Genomic DNA, 16,178 nt, shown 5'->3' with positions numbered 1-16,178 from the left:
GTCACAGGCCTCCAAGACCGGAAAACAGCGCTTCATCGGCGCAACCGGCGCGATAAAAGACGGGCGGCTGCCCCAGCGGCGCGGCAATTCGCACATTTTCGCCGCCGGCAAAAGTTGCGCCCGTCCAGGCGTGAACCCACCGCTCGCCCTGCGGCAGATAGACGACACGAGCTGTCTGCGCCGCCTCCCAGACCGGCGCAACCAGCACGTCAGGGCCGTAGAGGTAACTGTCCTGGATCGCGTAGGTCTCCCGATCGTCCTGGTAATGCAGGAAAATCGGCCGCTGCACCGGCAAACCGCGCGCGACCGCCTCCTCGGAAAGGGATTTGAGGTATGGAGCAAGATGCTTATAGATCCGCGTCATCCGGGCGAAATGCGACAGCACCTGCGGATCCTGATCTATCTGGACGTTCTCGCGCGGACGATTTCCCTCGTGACTGCGCATGACGGGCGTGAACGCCGCCATCTCGGCCCAGCGCATCAGAAGCTCCGGCGTACGGACATTGCCGAAGAGGCTGGTGTAGCCGCCGATATCGGAATGGTGATAGGCATTGCCGAGCAGGCCGGAAGACAGTGCCGCACAGATAACCGTGACCAGCCCGTCGTGGCGGGAGAAATCGACCGACTGGTCGCCGCCCCACAGTAGCGGGCAATGTTCCTGCACGCCGGTGAAGCCGGCGCGCATGAAGAACAGCGCCTCGCCCGTCTGGTTGCGGCTGGCAACCGCCTTGGCGTTGACCTCGGCCCAGAGCGTCGGCCACTGATTGTGCATCAGCTTGGCATCGATCCCATTCGAAAGCTGAACGTCAATCGGCAGATATTCGCCAAAATCAGCCATCCAGCCGGAAAGGCCGTAGTCCAGCATCTTCTTGCCGATGATGTCCTCGGCAAACCATTCCGCCGCGGCCGGATTGGTGAAATCCACGACGCCGCAATCGAACTCGCCGAAATCAACGAGCGCGGTACTGCCGGCTGCATCTGTTGCAAGATAGCCGGCTTTCTCGGCGATCTCGAACAAGGGGCCATCGGCACAGAGATAGGGGTTGACGTAGCCAAGAAAGCGGATGCCATCATCGTTGAGTTCGGCAATCTTCCGGCGCAGACCCGGATAACGCTCCTCGTTGGCTTGCCAGTCCCAGAAAAGCCGCGCCCCGAAAGACGTCTGGCGCAGGCCGACCCAGTCCTCGCACCATAGAGCCGACACCTCGACACCCGCGTCGCGCATCGACTGAAGGCGCGCGAAGGAATTCTCCCCATCCTTCAGACCGATGATCGCGCCGTTATAAACCCAGTCGGGCAGCGGCGGCTGGCGGCCGAAGCGGTCCGACAGCACCTCGACCAGTTCGACGAACGTCGGAGCAGCAAAGAACTCGATCCGCTCCGGGATCGCCCAGACCTCGATCTCGTGAAAAGCCTTGCGGCGGAAATCGAAGACGGAATAGGCTGACGTCTCCACATGGCATGCGTAAAGAGCCGAGGAAACGTAAGTCGGCTGCGGGTAGTTGGTGTTGAAATAGTCCCCGCCCGCCCTGTCCTTGACGTTCGATTTGAACGTGATCTCGCTCGTTTGGTCACGGCCAACGCCGGGCTCGGACGTCCACAGCGGGAAGCGGCGGCCGCGCATATCGAAATAGGACATCTGCTCGCCCCCGCCCCAGACATGCTCATCGTGGTCGGCGGGAATTCGGATCCAGAGGCGGTTGACGAGGGGATCGGGCGCTTCAAATTCGATTGCCCCATTCTCGATCGTCAACACCAGCCGTGGCTTCTGGCCCGACCGTTCCGACAGGGCGATCCGGTTTCCGTCGATCTCGGCATGCGCCAGTCGGCCGCGCTCAATGACATAGTCCTCAATCTCGAAGTTGCCGCGATACATATCCATGCGCTCCTCGCCGATACCGGCGAAGATGCAGGGTGCACTGGTGCTGTGATCAAGGATCGTCCGGCCGTTGATGGACACGGTAAATCCGGTTTCCGTCTTTTCGAGCTTCATCGCAATGTCTTTCGGATCCTGCATCGTCTTGTTCGGTTCCAGTTCAGTTCTGGGTCAGGCCGGCATCGACGACGAAATTGGCGCCGGTGCAGCCGCCGCTTTCGTCGGAGCCTAGAAACAGGGCCATGCGCGCTACATGGCTTGCGTCCAGCCTGAATTTCAGCGCCTGCAATTCGATGAACTGCTGGTTCTGCTCCGGCGACGTCCACAGCTTCAGCTGCCGCTCGGTGACAACAGCGCCGGGCACGATGCAGTTGACCCGGATTCCGGAAGGGCCAAGTTCGCGGGCAAGCGTCTTTGTCATGCCGTTTATCGCGGCCTTCGCGGTGGTATAGCCGACCATCCCCGGACGCCCCCGCATCCAGGAAATCGAGCCAAGCATGATGATCGATCCCGCGCCCTTTGCCGTCATGCCCGAGCTGACGGCCTGGGTGGCGAAGAACTGGTGATCGAGATTGAGCGACAGCGCCCGGCGCCAGCTGTCCGGCTCGACATCGCTCATCGCGTGACGATCATCCTTGCCCGCATTATTGACGAGGGTCTCGATGCCGCCGCACGCCTGCTCGATCCTGGCGATGGTAACCCGCAATGCCGCAATGTCGGTGATATCGCATTCGGAAAAGGCAGCACCTGTTTCGGCGGCAAGCTTAGCACCTTCGACCGCGTCGATATCGATGAAGGAGACATTCGCGCCCTGCGCCGCAAAAGCCCTGACCATCTCCGCGCCGATCCCCGACGCGCCGCCGGTGATCAGCACAGCGCTGCCTTCAAGAGATGCATAGCGGACGGTGTCATAGGTCGATGGCATGGATCAGACTTCCGGATTGAAGAGAGGTTTTTGCAGCCCGGCGACATCGGTGCGCATGGCAAAGAGACCGCCGGAGAGCGGGAAGGCTTCAAGCTCGGCCCCGGAGCGGCCGATACTGGCGCTGGTGCAAAAGAGCGTACGCATGTCCGCACCGCCAAAGCTGACCATTGTCGGGCATCTGACAGGAACAGGGTATTCGACCAGCAGCGCGCCGTCCGGGCCGTAGCGCTGCACCCGGCCGCCCTCGAACAGGGCCGTCCAATAGCAGCCTTCGAGATCGACAGCGCCGCCATCCGGGCGGCCTTTGTCCGTTTCACCGCCGAAGCGGGCAAAGACCTTCCGATTAGATGCGGTGCCGGTTTCCGGCGCGTAATCATAGGTGTAGAGCGTGTAGCGCAGCGTATCGGCATGATAAAGCCGGCGTCCGTCCGGTGAGAAAGCGACGCCGTTCGAGGTGAGGAGGCCATCGGCCAGTCTCGCCAATCCGTTACGGTCATACCGGTAAAGTCCGGCAATGCCCTTTTGGCGGCTTTCATCCACCGTTCCCGCAACGAACCGGCCCATCGGATCGACCATGCCGTCATTGAAGCGGCTGATCGTCTGGTCCTCCGGATTGTCGGCGAGCTTGCGAACCGGCCCGCCGTGCGCATCGATCAGCCAGATTCCCGACCGCAACCCCGCCACGAAGCCGCCCCCTGCGGCGAGGCCGATGCAGCCGACCTCTTCCGATAGCTCAAGCGTCGTCAAGCCGCCCGTCTGCGGGTCGAAACAATGGATGCTGCAGCGTTTGATATCGACGAAATAAAGCACCTGCTCGGCAACCGACCACAGAGGGCATTCGCCGAGCAACGTCTTTGCATCGAGAACGAGGTCGAAGCAGGTACGCATGAACGTATCCTCAATAGGCAGCAGCTGATGCCGCGACAGGAGCCGCCTGCCCCTTCAGGGCGCCGAGCCAGTCATTGGCGCGGCCGGTCATCATCGCGATATCGGACGCAATCGCCGCGAAGTCGTAGCCGTAGCCGAGGAAGCGCTTCACCATATCGGGATTGGGACCGACGATGCCAACCGGCTTGCCGGCGGCATGCGCGTCCCTGGCCGCCTTCTCGATCAGCGCCTGGACCTCCGGATGGGCGATATTGCCGATATGGCCCATGGCAGCCGAAAGATCGCCCGGACCAACGAACAGTGCATCGATACCATCGACGGCGGAGATCTGCGGCAGCCGCTCGATCGCCTCCGGCGTTTCGAGCTGTACGATCGTGCAGACTTCACCATTCGCCCGCTTCAGATAGTCTGGGATCGAGCCGAATTTCGAGCCACGATGAACGGCGGCGACGCCGCGAGTGCCCTGTGGCGGATAGCGGGTGTAGGACGCGGCCGCACGGGCCTCCTCGGCGGTCTGCACGAATGGCAGCATGACCGTGCGCGCGCCAGCATCGAGGACGCGCTTGACCAGCACCTGGTCGTTCCAGGCAAGGCGCACCACGGCCTCGGCCGGCGTGCAGCCGATGGCGCGCAGGATGCCCGCGACATCCGAAACCTCGACCGGCACATGCTCCATATCGACGACAAGGAAATCGAAGCCGGTATAGCCGAGCGCCTCGGCTGTTGCCGGCGCTGCGGCCATCAGCCAGGTGCCGAGCGGTGTTGCCCGGTCCTTTTCGGCAAGCCATGCCTTGAAATGGTTGGTCAGGCTCATGGTCGTCTCCTCAATAGATCGCCGGATCGGGCACCACGGCCGTTCCGCTTAAGAAATCGAAATCACAGCCCTCATCGGCCTGGCTGACATGCTCCTGGTAAAGGGCTGCGAAGGACCGCTGATAAGTCGGCGGGGCCGGTCTCCATGCCGCACGGCGGCGGACGATTTCCGCCTCATCGACCCGCATGTTGATGGTCCCGGCGGAAACGTCGAGTTCGACGAGGTCGCCGGTCTTCAGGAGGGCCAGTGGTCCGCCGACGGCGGCCTCGGGAGAGACATGCAGAATGCAGGTGCCATAGTGCGTACCGCTCATCCGGCCATCGCAGATGCGCACCATGTCGCGCACACCCTGCTTCAGAAGCTTCCTGGGAATCGGCAGATTGCCCCATTCCGGCATGCCCGGTGCACCCACCGGGCCGGCATTGCGCAGCACGATGACCGTATCCTCGGTGATATCGAGATCGGGATCGTCGAGCGTCGTGTTCATGACACCCGGATTGTCGAAGACGATGGCCGGGCCGACATGCTTCAGGAATTTCGGGCTGGCCGCGGAAGACTTCATGACGGCGCCGTTCGGCGCCAGATTGCCGCGCAGAACTTCCAGCGTCTTGCCGCGCGACAGCGGCACCACCGGATTGTCTTCGCCGCGAATGACGTCGTCGTTCCAACAGTCCGCGCCGGCGATATTGTCGCCAAGCGTCTGGCCATTGACCGTCGGTCGCGTCAGATCGAGGTGACGCGAAAACTTGTTGAGAAGCGCCAGAAGACCGCCGGCGAAATAGAAATCCTCCATCAGGTATTCGCCCGATGGAAAGACGTTGACTGCCACCGGCACCTTGCCGGCCATCGCCGCCATATCGTCAAGCGACAGATCGACGCCGGCGCGGCGCGCCATGGCGACCAGATGAACGGCCGCATTGGTGGAGCCGCCGAGTGCCATATAGGCAACCAGGCCGTTAAGGAAGCTCGCCTTGTCCAGGATATCTGAGGGTTTCAGATCTTCCCAGACCATCTCAACGATCCGAACGCCACAGGCCGATGCCATGCGCGGATGACCGGAATCGGTGGCGGGGATGGACGAGGCGCCTGGCAGCGTCAGCCCCATGGCGTCGACGATCGATGTCATCGTCGATGCGGTGCCAATGGTGTTGCAGGTGCCGGCCGAGCGCGTCATGCGGCTTTCGAGGTCGATCCAGTCCGACTGCGTGATATTGCCGGCGCGCAATTCGTCCCAATATTTCTTGGTATGCGTGCCGGCGCCTGTCTTCGTGCCACGCCATTGCCCGTTCGACATCGGGCCTGCCGGGCAATAGATCACCGGAATATCCATCGAGATCGCGCCCATAAGCAGCGCCGGTGTAGACTTGTCGCAGCCGCCGAGCAGCACGGCGCCGTCGACTGGATGCGAGCGCAGCAGTTCCTCGCATTCCATGGCGAGAAAGTTGCGGTAGAGCATGGTGGTCGGCTTCACCATGACCTCTCCGACGGAAAGCGCCGGCATTTCGACCGGATAGCCGCCCGCCTGCCAGACACCGCGTTTCACCGCCTCGGCACGATCGCGCAAATGCGCATGGCAGGGGCTCATCTCGCTCCAGGTGTTGATGATGCCGATCACCGGCCGGCCCATGAACTCGTCGCGGCGCATGCCCATCTGCTGTGTACGCTGCCGATGGGCAAAACCACGCATATCATCCGAGGCGAACCAGCGCTGGCTGCGCAGTTCCGAAAGATCGCGTCTCTTCTTCACGTCGCTCATCCCTTGATGCCCCCCGCAGTCAGGCCGGAGACGACACGCTCCTGGAAGATGACGATGAGGATGGCGACTGGCACGATGCCGGCGACCAGCGCTGCCGAAATCACCGGCCAGGGGAAGGCGAATTCGCCCTGATAAAGCTGGATACCGACCGGCAGGGTGCGCAATGAGGGGTTGGAGTTGAACGACAGGGCCAGCAGGAATTCATCCCAGGCATTGACGAAGGCGAGGATGCCGGCCGTGAAGACACCAGGCGCGCAGAGCGGCACAACGACCTTGAACAGCGCGCCCAAGCGGGTGCAGCCGTCGATCATCGCTGCATTTTCCAGATCGCGGGGAATGCCCTCGAAGAAGGAGACCAGCATCAGCGTGCAGACGGGCAGGCTCAGCACGGTGTAGGGCAGGATCAGCGCCGTCCAGCTGTTGAGGAGATTGAGCGCCCGCATGATTTCGAACAGCGGTACCAGCAGCGTCACCAGCGGAAATGTCGAAACGGCGATGATCAGCGACAGGATCAGCCCGCGATAAGTCAGATTGAGCCGGGCGAGCGCATAGGCAGCCAGCACCGCGACGAACAGCGTCAGTGCGGTCGAGAGCAACGCCACCATGAAGCTGTTGAACAGGAAGATGTGCAGCGGCTGGTCGGAGAAGGCCTGCACATAGTTCTGAATGGTTGGCGCATGCGGGATCCAGGTAATGGGCTTTGCCGTCAGCTCGGCTTCGGTCTTCAGCGATGTAAACAGGATCCAGAGCGCCGGGAACATGCCGTTCACCAGAAGGATACCGGCAGCGGTGAAACGCAGCGGCTTGCCGGACAGGAAGGAGGCCGAACGGTGGACTGTTGTCGTGCTCATGGATGCTATTCCTTGGTCCGGATCATGCGGAGATAGACCGCCGTCACGCACATCGACAGCGCAAACATCACGACGGCGAGCGCCGATCCGTAGCCGAGATCGAGGAAGGACACGGTGTTCTGGTGGATGTACATGGCAAGCGTCGCGGTGGATGTGCCCGGCCCGCCGCCTGTCATCATGTAGGGGATGTCGAAGGTCTGCAGCGCGGTAATGGTGCGGAAGATCAGCGCCACGACGATTGATGGCTTCAAAAGCGGCAGGGTGATTTCGAAGAACTGCCGCAGCCGTCCGGCGCCATCCACGTCTGCCGCCTCGTAAAGCGAGCGCGGGATGGTCTGCAGGCCGGCCAGGATGATCAGCGCCATGAAGGACGACGTCTTCCAGACGATTGTCAGACAGATGGCGGCGAAGGCCCAGTTCGGCGAGTTGAACCAGATGATCCCCTCGAACCCGAGGCGGTTCAGCACATCATTGACGACGCCATACTCCGAGTGGAAAAACCACGCGAAGATCAAACCAGCAAAGGAAAGCGGCAAAGCCCAGGGAATAAGCAGCGACAGCCGCACGGGCCACTGCGTTCGGAAGGGGAGGTTGGCGAGCAGCGCAAGTGCAAGCCCCACCAAAAGTGCACCCGGCACGGTGATCAGTGTGATCAGGATCGTATTCCAGGTGGTTTCCCAGAATACCGGATCGTCGATCATCAGGCGGTAGTTATCCAGCCCGGCGAATTCCGCCGGCAGGCCGGAGGTGAGCGATAAGTTGAAGAAGCTCGTATAGATCAGTCGACAGACCGGATAGACGATGATCAATGCGAGAAGAAGACCGGCCGGTGCGAGGAGCAAAACGGCAAGAGCACGGTCCCCGAGATCGAGCCAACGAGTCCAGACCGCCGGCTGATGCTCGTGCGTATCCGTCGCCTTGAGTGTGGTTGTCGTCGCCATGGTCTCGTTCCGAAACGTTGAGAGGTTTGGAGGGCAAGGCCGATGCCTCGTCCGTTGCAACCGGATGCTGCTCTTCCGCCTTGAGAAGGTTTCCCCTCCCCGGAGGAAAGGGAGGGGAATGGGCAAGGAGTGAAGGGGTCCTTACCGCAGAATGCGTTTCAAGCGTGCGCCGATCTGATCGGCACCATCTTCCGGCGTGGTCACGCCGGCAAGAACGGCGTTGACCGTGGTGCGGATGACTTCACTCACTTCGTTATAGCGCGGCGTTACCGGGCGCGGCTTGGCGGTCTCGACCACTTGCAGCGCATCGGCAAACCACGGCGCACTCTTCGTCACCTCGGCGTCCTGATAAAGACCGGCATAGGTGGGCAGCAGCGAGCCGTTGATTGCCATGAACTTCGAGACATCCTGGGACGACAGGTACTCGACCAGCTTCTTTGCTTCGTCCTGATGCTGCGAATAGGCGGAAACGCCCCATTCCCAGCCGCCGAGGCAGGTTGCCTGCTCGCCGCCGGTCACGGCCGGCAGACGAGCAACCCCGACCTTGCCGGCAACGGCGGAGTCCTTGCCTTGAGCTTGGGCCCAGGCATAGGACCAGTTGACGGCGAAGATGACGTTGCCAGCCTGGAATTCCTTCCGCGTGTCGTCGGTGCCGACTTCGGCAATGTTCTTCTTGGCTACGCCCTCGTCGGCAAAACTCTTCCAGAGGCTGAGCGATTTGATCGCCGCGTCGCGATCGAAGGTCAGGTGACCGTTGTCGGTCAGCATCTTGCCCTGGCTCCAGTACGGCAGCAGGAAGGTGCAGACCGCGCCTTCGATCGCCTTGCCCTGGAAGGACAGGCCCTGAAGATCGGTCTTTCCTTCGCCTTCGGCGATCTTCTTGGCGGCAACTTTCAGCTCATCCCAGGTCTTGGGCGGCTCGATACCGTATTTTTCCAGAAGGTCCTTGCGATAGTAGAGGAACTGCAGATCCGCGAAGGCCGGCAGCGCGATCACCTTGCCATCGACGGTGTTGGCGCCCGCATAGGCCGGCAGATAGGAGGACATGTCCTTGCCCGCGAAATCGCTGGTCCAGCCGGCAGCCGCAAACTGCGCCGGGCGGATGACGTCGAGGATCAGAACGTCGAGTGAGGTGTCCTTGGCCGACATCACGGTATTGAGATACTGCGCCTGGGCTTCGGACGTGTTGCCGCCGGTCTCGATCTTGACCTTCACATCCGGATTGGCGGCTTCGTACTTGTCGAGCGCCTTGCGCCAGACGTCCGGCTGGTGCTGGCTGGAGATGTAGATGTTCAGCGTTGTCTCGGCCGAAGCCGGCACCGCGAAGGCCAGCATCGCACCGCAGAACAATGCACCGGTTAATTTCGAAACAATCATGATTTCCTCCCGTTTGATATTTGGTCGCGCGATGTTGGCATCCTCCCCGCGCAGGGTCGTCAATGGACGGCGCGTTCCGTTGCGGCGTCAAAAAGATGGATTTTCGCGGGGTCCACGCCGATCTTCAGCGTTTCGCCGGCCTTGACCCGCGTCTCCGGCGGCATCCGGGCCGTCAGGGTCTCGTTGCCGACGGCGAAATGGACAAGCGTATCGGAGCCGAGCGGCTCGACGACTTGAACGCGACAGCTCAGGGCAACGTCTGACGCGTTTGCCGCAAAATGCTCCGGACGGATACCGACGATAAATTCGCGGCCATCGACGGCGGGGGCCTGGATCGCCGACAGCAACAGGCGGTCTCCATTGGAAAATACCAGATGGTCGCCAATAGCCTTTGCCTTGGCAAAATTCATAGCGGGCGATCCGACGAAGCCGCCGACGAAGACACTGGCCGGGCGGTTGTAGACTTCGTCCGGCGTCCCGACCTGCTCGATCTCGCCGCCGCGCAGGATGACGATCCGGTCGGCCAGCGTCATAGCCTCAACTTGGTCATGGGTCACGTAGATGATCGTCGTGCCGATCGCCTGATGCAGCTTCTTGATTTCGGTGCGGACCTGACCGCGCAATTTGGCGTCCAGATTGGACAGCGGCTCGTCGAAGAGAAAGACCTGCGGACGGCGCACGATGGCGCGGCCCATGGCGACGCGCTGGCGCTGGCCGCCGGACAACTGCCCAGGCCGGCGATCGAGCAGGTGAGAAATCCCGAGCATGTTGGCGGCCTCGTCCACCCGTACCGCCGCTTCTCCGGCGTTGATCCCGCGCACCTTCAGGCTGAAACCCATATTCTCACGAACCGTCTTGTGCGGATAAAGCGCATAGTCCTGAAAGACCATGGCGATATCCCGTTCACGCGGCGCCAGCCGGTTGACGACACGGTCACCGATCCTGACCTCGCCGCCGGTGATCGCCTCCAGCCCGGCAACCATGCGCAGGGTTGTGGATTTGCCACAGCCCGACGGGCCAACGAAGACCACGAATTCGCCGTCGGCGATCTCAAGATCGATGCCCTTGACGATCCGAAGGGCACCATAACTCTTGTCCAGCGCCCGTAGGCTCACTCCCGCCATTCAAACCTCCCCGAGACGGGACCTCATCCCATGCCCATCTTGACTTCTCGCTATAATAATAGCGCTACGATTTCTTTTGGCAAGTCTGTGTGCTGAATATCGCCGCGGGTGAATTCAGCCGAACCCAGCCCGGGACGGCAAATTTGTCGATTTATCCAGTTTTATCAGTCAAATGCCGCATTTCCAGTCGACGGCAATTGTTCAACGGAGACCTATGGGTTATCATGCCTTGAAATAATAGCGCTATTATGTTTGGCGGGATATATGGTGGATACTCGACGCTCCGCAAAGCCGACCCGAAAACGCCGCAAGATGCAGCGAGTGACGATGATGGATGTCGCGGCACGGGCCGAGGTTTCGCCTTCGACCGTCTCGCTCTATCTGCGCAAGCCGGACGCCGTATCGGCGTCGGCCAGCGAGGCGATCGCAAAATCCATCGAGGCTCTCAATTATGTCCCGAACCTGATGGCGGGAGGGCTCGCCGCCGCCTCTTCGCGCGCCGTCAGCATTATCGTGCCATCCGTACGCAATGCCTTCTTTGCCGAAACAGTTGCGACCATGCAGGCCGAACTGGGCAAGGAGCGGCTGCAGGTGCTGCTCGGCCACACCGAATACAGCGAGCGCGAGGAGGAAAACCTCGTGCGCATGGCCTTGTCCTGGGCGCCGGCGGCAATCGTGCTGACGGGGCTGAGCCACAGCAATGCGACCAGGAAGCTGCTGCGCGAGAGCAGCGTGCCGGTGGTCGAAATCTGGGAACTCGGATCCGAGCCTATCGAGATGGCGGTCGGCTTCCACCACGAACAGGTCGGCCGCTCGATGGCCGCTCACCTTGTTCAACGAAATCGCCGCAACCTCGTCTTTCTCGGCGCCCGCATGCAGGAAGACAAAAGAGCGACGCACCGCGCCGAAGGATTTGTAGAGGAAGCTCGCAAAACCTCGGGTGCTATCGTCGATATCATCCAGCATCCGGCACCGTCGAGCGCCGAAGTTGGCGCCATGCTGCTTGGCGAAACGATGCGGAAATTTCCACAAGTGGATGGCATTGCCTGCTCCAACGACCACGTGGCGCTCGGCGTAATCTTTGAATGCCAGCGGCTCGGAATCGACATTCCCGGACAGCTTTCGGTGATCGGCTTCGGCGATCTCAGCTTCAGCGCCGCCTCAAATCCCTCGCTGACCACCATCCGCCCGCCAGGAGATCTGATCGGCACGGAGGCTGCGCGCCTGATCCTTGAGCGCATAGCCGATAACGGCGAAAGGAAGCCTACGGTCATCGATACCCGTTTCACGCTGCTTCATCGGCAAAGCAGTTGACGAAAACAATCTGCCGCACGCGGCAACCGCTTCGAAAATTGATCTGCCAAACAGGGAAGGACAGAAGCGCAGTTCCTTCCTTCGACAGGCACCGGCTGCTATCAGAGACACTTGCGCCAGAGACCGGGCCGATCAAGAAATGCTGCGCGAGATCGCCCCGACGAGACCGGAGACACCCTCAATATGACCACCGCCTGCGAAGTCAGCTGGTTTTCCGCCCTGTGCGACGACGACTACGAATTCCTCGGCTGGCCTGATCCACGGCTGCTATCGAGCTTCGAACACTGTCGCGATATCGTCCTTCAGGCCGAAAGCGGCGGCTTCGACAATATTCTACTTCCGTCCGGCTATGCGCTTGGCATCGACACGACGGCTTTTGCTTCGGCGATGGCGACGCTGACCCGCCGGATCAAGCTCCTGATGGCAGTTCGCATTGGTGAAAATTGGCCGGCGCAGCTGGCCCGCCAGATCGCTACCATCGACCGCATCGCCCACGGCCGCCTCTCGGTCAACATCATCTCCAGCGAGATGCCGGGAGAAACGCTTGCGAGCGGCCCGCGCTACGCCCGCACCATCGAAGCCATGTCGATCCTACGCACGCTGCTTGATGGAAAGCCGCTCGATCACGACGGCACCTTCTGGAAGCTGAAGGTCGATCCGCCGCGGATCGCTCCGCTGTCGGGACGCTGCCCGCAATTCTATTTCGGCGGCCTATCCGAGGATGCCCGTGAAGCAGCGGCAGAAGGTGCCGACATCTATCTGATGTGGCCGGACCGGATGGAAGCCGTCCGCGAGACGATCGCCGATCTTCGCAGCCGGGCACAGGCGCGTGGCCGCTCGCTGCGCTTCGGCTACCGCGTGCACGTCGTCGTCCGCGAAACAGAATCCGAGGCACGACTTGCCGCCGACCGGCTTCTGTCGAAACTCGATGACGCTGTGGGTGCAGCCATCCGGGCGAAATCACTCGACAGTCAGTCCGTCGGCGTCAGGCGCCAAACCGAATTGCGCGACCAGGCCGGCAGCGAGGGTTATGTCGAGGACAACCTCTGGACAGGTATCGGCCGCGCCCGCTCGGGCTGCGGCGCTGCGATCGTCGGCGATCCCGATCAGGTTCTGGCAAAATTGCAGGCCTATCGCGCGGAAGGGATCGAAGCTTTCATTCTCTCGGGCTACCCGCACACCACCGAGGCCGATCTTTTCGCCCGTCTTGTCTTGCCACGGCTGGATCATGGACCGCTGTGACAGAACGGGCCGTTGAAACATCGCACGTTTACCCAAGAGCAGCAGGCTGGGCCTGCTGAAAGCACAATGACTCTCGGTAGACGCAATAGCTCGCTTGACGCGGGCGCATTCGAGCGCGAGCTTTGAACATTCACAGGATATGCGATGTCGGTCATGATGAAAGTTGATCTTCCAAACGTCTACCGCGACTATATCGGCTGCCTTAACAGTCAAGATTGGGAAAATCTCGGACGCTTCGTGCAGGATGATGTCGTTCGCAACGGGATGACGCTCGGCCTTGAGGGATACCGCCGAATGCTCGAAGATAACTTCGAGCAAATACCGGATCTCCATTTCGGGATTGAGATCCTCGTCACCGAACCACCCCACATTGCAGCTCGCCTATGGTTCGATGTCACGCCGCGAGGGGAATTTCTCGGCCTTCCGGTGAATGGGCGCAAGATTACCTTCGCGGAAAACGTCTTCTACGAATTTCGTGAAGGCCGGATCCAAGAGGTTTGGTCAGTTATCGACAAGGCCGCCATCGAGGGCCAGCTTAGATGATCTCCTAAGAACACGGCATTTGCCGAGGAAGAATCTGCACGGCCGTTGAGTCATAGCGCATCGGTCCATTCGCATCCAGAGTATAGCCCGGATCGACAGTATTCACCTCGATCCCGCAGTCGCGAGCCTTGGCAAAAGACGGACTTCGAACTGTTGGATCCGACAGCCACGTAGCGGGTCGACCGTGGCAAAGCAGCCGCTCCGCCTCACTCGCAGCCGAGGTTCGCCGCTCCTAGGTCCGCATCCTAAGGGCTTGCTCGGTCCTATCGGCAATCTGAGTTACGGCATACGCGATCACCATGTAGATGACAACTGCGACGAGGAAGGCCTCGAGGTAGTAGAAGTTCAACGCTGCGGTCAATTGCGACTGGGCGAAGATATCGACCACCTCGATCGCAAACCCGAGCGACAGAGCCTTCATGATCACCATGAACGAGTTCGCAAGGTCGGGAATGGCAGCCACAATCACTTGGGGAAGCATAACGCGGCGGAAAAGCTGGCTCTTCTTGTAGCCCAACGAGTAGGCCGCATCGGCTTGGCCAGTATCGAACGAATTCAAGGCGCCTTTGACGACTTCGGCCTGGAAGGCCGCGACACATGCCGTCAGCGCGACAACGAGGGTGACCCAATTGGGCGTGGAATGACCGTTGAAGTCGATGCCGACCAATGAGGCCAGAAATTCAAGGGTCGGAGGAAGGCCGTAGTAGGCCAGGAAGATCACGATCACCATCGGCACGCCTTTAAAGGCGATCTTGTAGGCGACGACAAGCTCGCGCAGCACTGGGATCCGGCGGTATTCGACCATCGCGAACAGGCTGCCGACCACGGTGGACAGAACGAAGATGGCGAGCGCCATTGCCAGGGTCAAAGGCACGGCGCCAAGGATATCCCAGAGGTCGGGAAGAAGAACTTCGAGATCGAACATGTGACGGTCTTCTCCCGTATCAGGCGCTTGCCATCAGCGCGGTTCTTTTCGGCGTCGCGTTCAGAGCGAACTTTGCGGAGCGAAGCTCGAAGGAGCGGACGATGAGCCAGGCCAACAGGCACAGTGCCGAATAGAGCACCGCCAGCACGAGGTACGTTTCGAACTGGTACTGGTTGTAGTCGCGCTCCATGACGAGATGGGCCGTCGCCATCACGTCGGCGGCGCCGATATACATCACCAGCGCCACGTTATGGATGAGGTAGATGATCGAGTTTCCATAGCCGGGCAGTGCGATGTGCACCGCCTGTGGCGCGAGGACACGCAGGAGTTTCTGGCGGAACGTATATCCTAGGCTGTCCGCGGCGTCGTGCTGCCCGCGCTCGACGGCGAGATAGGCAGGGCGCATGACCTCCGATAGATAGCCGCCGTGGTAAAGGCTCAAGCCAAGCATTGCCGCGACGGTCGGGGACACGAAGTCGTCGACGCCGAACGCGCCGACAAGCACCGGAAGCCCGTAGAAAGCGACGAACAACTGGAGCACGACGGGCACGCTGCGGGCGTAGGATACATAGAGATCTGCCAAATGGCTGATCACCGGGCTCCTTCGCACCCGCAAGGTCGTCGCAAGCAAGGCCAGCACGAAGCCGGCGGCCATGGCCGTGAACGTGATCGCAAGCGTCAGCGGCAGTGCCGATAACAGCTCTGGGATCATAATGGATAGGTCCACTTCGGAACACTCCTTCTTTCATTCTCAGCCTGATCGCCTGCTTCGCAGCCCGGCGTTACTTCATGTACGTGGTGATGTCTTCGCCGAACCATTTCTGCGACAGCTTGGCGAGCGTGCCGTCGGCCTTGAGTTCCTTCAGAGCCTTGTCGATGTCGGCGGAAAGCGCCTTGTTCTCCTCGGAGCGGTGGATCAGCATGAAAGTGTTGTTGATCGCGACCGGTTCGCTCGCCTGAACGTTCAGCTTCTGCTGATCGATAACAGTCTGCTCGCCGAGATTGGACGGCAGAACCAGCGCGTCGTACTTGCCGTTCTCGACTTCCTTCAGGCGGTCGGGATACGGAATGCCGGCACTCGAAGCCGTGATCTCGATCTTGTAGTCGGGGTTCTGTTCCTGCCACGCGGTGGCGAACTTGTAGATGCCGCCACCCGCCGTCACGGGAACGATCTTCTTGCCGACGAGGTCCTTCATCTCTTTGATCCCGCTGTCCTTGCGGCTGTAGATCTTGATCAGGCTGGCACCGATCGGGGCCTCCGGAATGAGGAACTGCTTCTCGCGAGCGGGCGCTCGGTAGTAGCCGCCGGTCGCGATGTCGTACTTGCCAGTAGCGAGACCTGTCTCCTGCGCGATGTCGGCGGCGCCTTCCATCACGAACTTGTATTGGGGCAGCTTGGCGTTAATCGCCTTGAGAACATCGGGCTCGTAGCCCTGCGGCTCGACGCCGATGGCGCCCCAGGAGAGCGGCTTTGATTCCGCCGCCGTGGCGATCTTGATCGTCCGAACGTCCTGCGCGAACGAGGCGGCTGCCAAGGCAATCGCGACGCCGCCTACGGCGAGACCGAGACGACGGCGCGAGATTGAACTTTTGGAAGTCATT

Annotated in this window: 15 protein-coding genes; 3 read left to right on the top strand and 12 right to left on the bottom strand. The window is 61.0% G+C overall.

Translation table 11 applies throughout. The features are described from left to right. Nucleotide 1 precedes the first annotated feature (1 nt). The 9 genes from ACS4RS_RS26470 to ACS4RS_RS26430 all read right to left on the bottom strand — a co-directional run bounded on the left by ACS4RS_RS26470 (nucleotide 2) and on the right by ACS4RS_RS26430 (nucleotide 10,552). The gene (locus ACS4RS_RS26470) at nucleotides 2-2,017 is read right to left on the bottom strand and encodes an alpha-glucosidase (protein ID WP_439013003.1); all 2,016 of its coding nucleotides are present in this window, start codon (nucleotides 2,015-2,017) and stop codon (nucleotides 2-4) included. A gap of 19 nt (nucleotides 2,018-2,036) precedes the next feature. Next, nucleotides 2,037-2,801 (bottom strand): SDR family oxidoreductase, encoded by a 765-nt coding sequence (locus tag ACS4RS_RS26465; RefSeq protein ID WP_439013002.1) that lies wholly within the window; start codon nucleotides 2,799-2,801, stop codon nucleotides 2,037-2,039. A 3-nt stretch (nucleotides 2,802-2,804) separates the two neighbouring features. Further along, nucleotides 2,805-3,689 (bottom strand): SMP-30/gluconolactonase/LRE family protein, encoded by an 885-nt coding sequence (locus tag ACS4RS_RS26460; protein ID WP_439013001.1) that lies wholly within the window; start codon nucleotides 3,687-3,689, stop codon nucleotides 2,805-2,807. Nucleotides 3,690-3,699: 10 nt separating this feature from the next. Further along, nucleotides 3,700-4,503: an aldolase/citrate lyase family protein gene (locus ACS4RS_RS26455; protein WP_439013000.1), complete on the bottom strand. Its 804-nt coding sequence runs from the start codon at nucleotides 4,501-4,503 to the stop codon at nucleotides 3,700-3,702. Nucleotides 4,504-4,513: 10 nt separating this feature from the next. Next, complete coding sequence (araD, locus tag ACS4RS_RS26450) at nucleotides 4,514-6,259, bottom strand: L-arabinonate dehydratase (RefSeq protein WP_439012999.1); 1,746 nt, start codon at nucleotides 6,257-6,259, stop codon at nucleotides 4,514-4,516. Continuing rightward, nucleotides 6,256-7,110 (bottom strand): ABC transporter permease subunit, encoded by an 855-nt coding sequence (locus ACS4RS_RS26445; RefSeq protein WP_439012998.1) that lies wholly within the window; start codon nucleotides 7,108-7,110, stop codon nucleotides 6,256-6,258. The genes araD and ACS4RS_RS26445 overlap by 4 nt, the downstream gene beginning before the upstream one ends. Before the next feature lie 5 nt (nucleotides 7,111-7,115). Further along, nucleotides 7,116-8,051 (bottom strand): ABC transporter permease subunit, encoded by a 936-nt coding sequence (locus tag ACS4RS_RS26440; protein WP_439012997.1) that lies wholly within the window; start codon nucleotides 8,049-8,051, stop codon nucleotides 7,116-7,118. 141 nt (nucleotides 8,052-8,192) lie between these two features. Then, on the bottom strand, nucleotides 8,193-9,428 hold the full coding sequence (locus ACS4RS_RS26435) for an ABC transporter substrate-binding protein (protein ID WP_439012996.1): 1,236 nt from the start codon (nucleotides 9,426-9,428) through the stop codon (nucleotides 8,193-8,195). A gap of 59 nt (nucleotides 9,429-9,487) precedes the next feature. Next, nucleotides 9,488-10,552: a sn-glycerol-3-phosphate ABC transporter ATP-binding protein UgpC gene (locus ACS4RS_RS26430; protein WP_439012995.1), complete on the bottom strand. Its 1,065-nt coding sequence runs from the start codon at nucleotides 10,550-10,552 to the stop codon at nucleotides 9,488-9,490. Nucleotides 10,553-10,816: 264 nt separating this feature from the next. On the opposite strand from ACS4RS_RS26430, the gene ACS4RS_RS26425 reads away from it, so the two are divergent. From ACS4RS_RS26425 to ACS4RS_RS26415, 3 genes are all read left to right on the top strand, one after another. Beyond that, on the top strand, nucleotides 10,817-11,866 hold the full coding sequence (locus ACS4RS_RS26425; protein WP_439012994.1) for a LacI family DNA-binding transcriptional regulator: 1,050 nt from the start codon (nucleotides 10,817-10,819) through the stop codon (nucleotides 11,864-11,866). Between the two features lie 183 nt (nucleotides 11,867-12,049). After that, nucleotides 12,050-13,108, top strand: a complete 1,059-nt coding sequence (locus tag ACS4RS_RS26420) for an LLM class flavin-dependent oxidoreductase (protein WP_439012993.1) — start codon at nucleotides 12,050-12,052, stop codon at nucleotides 13,106-13,108. Nucleotides 13,109-13,261: 153 nt separating this feature from the next. Then, complete coding sequence (locus ACS4RS_RS26415; RefSeq protein ID WP_439013271.1) at nucleotides 13,262-13,651, top strand: ester cyclase; 390 nt, start codon at nucleotides 13,262-13,264, stop codon at nucleotides 13,649-13,651. Nucleotides 13,652-13,883: 232 nt separating this feature from the next. Here ACS4RS_RS26415 and ACS4RS_RS26410 read toward each other — a convergent pair whose 3' ends face one another. Genes ACS4RS_RS26410 through ACS4RS_RS26400 form a run of 3 tightly spaced genes read right to left on the bottom strand, consistent with a single transcriptional unit; the run spans nucleotide 13,884 to nucleotide 16,177 of the window. Then, nucleotides 13,884-14,576, bottom strand: a complete 693-nt coding sequence (locus ACS4RS_RS26410; RefSeq protein WP_439012992.1) for an ABC transporter permease subunit — start codon at nucleotides 14,574-14,576, stop codon at nucleotides 13,884-13,886. Between the two features lie 19 nt (nucleotides 14,577-14,595). After that, complete coding sequence (locus tag ACS4RS_RS26405; protein WP_439012991.1) at nucleotides 14,596-15,303, bottom strand: ABC transporter permease subunit; 708 nt, start codon at nucleotides 15,301-15,303, stop codon at nucleotides 14,596-14,598. Nucleotides 15,304-15,358: 55 nt separating this feature from the next. Continuing rightward, complete coding sequence (locus ACS4RS_RS26400) at nucleotides 15,359-16,177, bottom strand: transporter substrate-binding domain-containing protein (RefSeq protein ID WP_439012990.1); 819 nt, start codon at nucleotides 16,175-16,177, stop codon at nucleotides 15,359-15,361. Nucleotide 16,178 lies beyond the last annotated feature (1 nt).

Source organism: Rhizobium sp. F40D2, from assembly GCF_051810745.2.
GTDB lineage: Bacteria > Pseudomonadota > Alphaproteobacteria > Rhizobiales > Rhizobiaceae > Rhizobium.
Note: the sequence above shows the minus strand (reverse complement) of the source record. Positions and strands in the feature narration are given on the sequence as shown.

Bases quoted from the DNA above. Each gene is read 5' to 3' on its own strand.
- ACS4RS_RS26470 (WP_439013003.1), bottom strand. From the start codon at position 2,017: ATGCAGGATCCGAAAGACATTGCGATGAAGCTCGAAAAGACGGAAACC.
- ACS4RS_RS26465 (WP_439013002.1), bottom strand. From the start codon at position 2,801: ATGCCATCGACCTATGACACCGTCCGCTATGCATCTCTTGAAGGCAGC.
- ACS4RS_RS26460 (WP_439013001.1), bottom strand. From the start codon at position 3,689: ATGCGTACCTGCTTCGACCTCGTTCTCGATGCAAAGACGTTGCTCGGC.
- ACS4RS_RS26455 (WP_439013000.1), bottom strand. From the start codon at position 4,503: ATGAGCCTGACCAACCATTTCAAGGCATGGCTTGCCGAAAAGGACCGG.
- araD (WP_439012999.1), bottom strand. From the start codon at position 6,259: ATGAGCGACGTGAAGAAGAGACGCGATCTTTCGGAACTGCGCAGCCAG.
- ACS4RS_RS26445 (WP_439012998.1), bottom strand. From the start codon at position 7,110: ATGAGCACGACAACAGTCCACCGTTCGGCCTCCTTCCTGTCCGGCAAG.
- ACS4RS_RS26440 (WP_439012997.1), bottom strand. From the start codon at position 8,051: ATGGCGACGACAACCACACTCAAGGCGACGGATACGCACGAGCATCAG.
- ACS4RS_RS26435 (WP_439012996.1), bottom strand. From the start codon at position 9,428: ATGATTGTTTCGAAATTAACCGGTGCATTGTTCTGCGGTGCGATGCTG.
- ACS4RS_RS26430 (WP_439012995.1), bottom strand. From the start codon at position 10,552: ATGGCGGGAGTGAGCCTACGGGCGCTGGACAAGAGTTATGGTGCCCTT.
- ACS4RS_RS26425 (WP_439012994.1), top strand. From the start codon at position 10,817: ATGGTGGATACTCGACGCTCCGCAAAGCCGACCCGAAAACGCCGCAAG.
- ACS4RS_RS26420 (WP_439012993.1), top strand. From the start codon at position 12,050: ATGACCACCGCCTGCGAAGTCAGCTGGTTTTCCGCCCTGTGCGACGAC.
- ACS4RS_RS26415 (WP_439013271.1), top strand. From the start codon at position 13,262: ATGATGAAAGTTGATCTTCCAAACGTCTACCGCGACTATATCGGCTGC.
- ACS4RS_RS26410 (WP_439012992.1), bottom strand. From the start codon at position 14,576: ATGTTCGATCTCGAAGTTCTTCTTCCCGACCTCTGGGATATCCTTGGC.
- ACS4RS_RS26400 (WP_439012990.1), bottom strand. From the start codon at position 16,177: ATGACTTCCAAAAGTTCAATCTCGCGCCGTCGTCTCGGTCTCGCCGTA.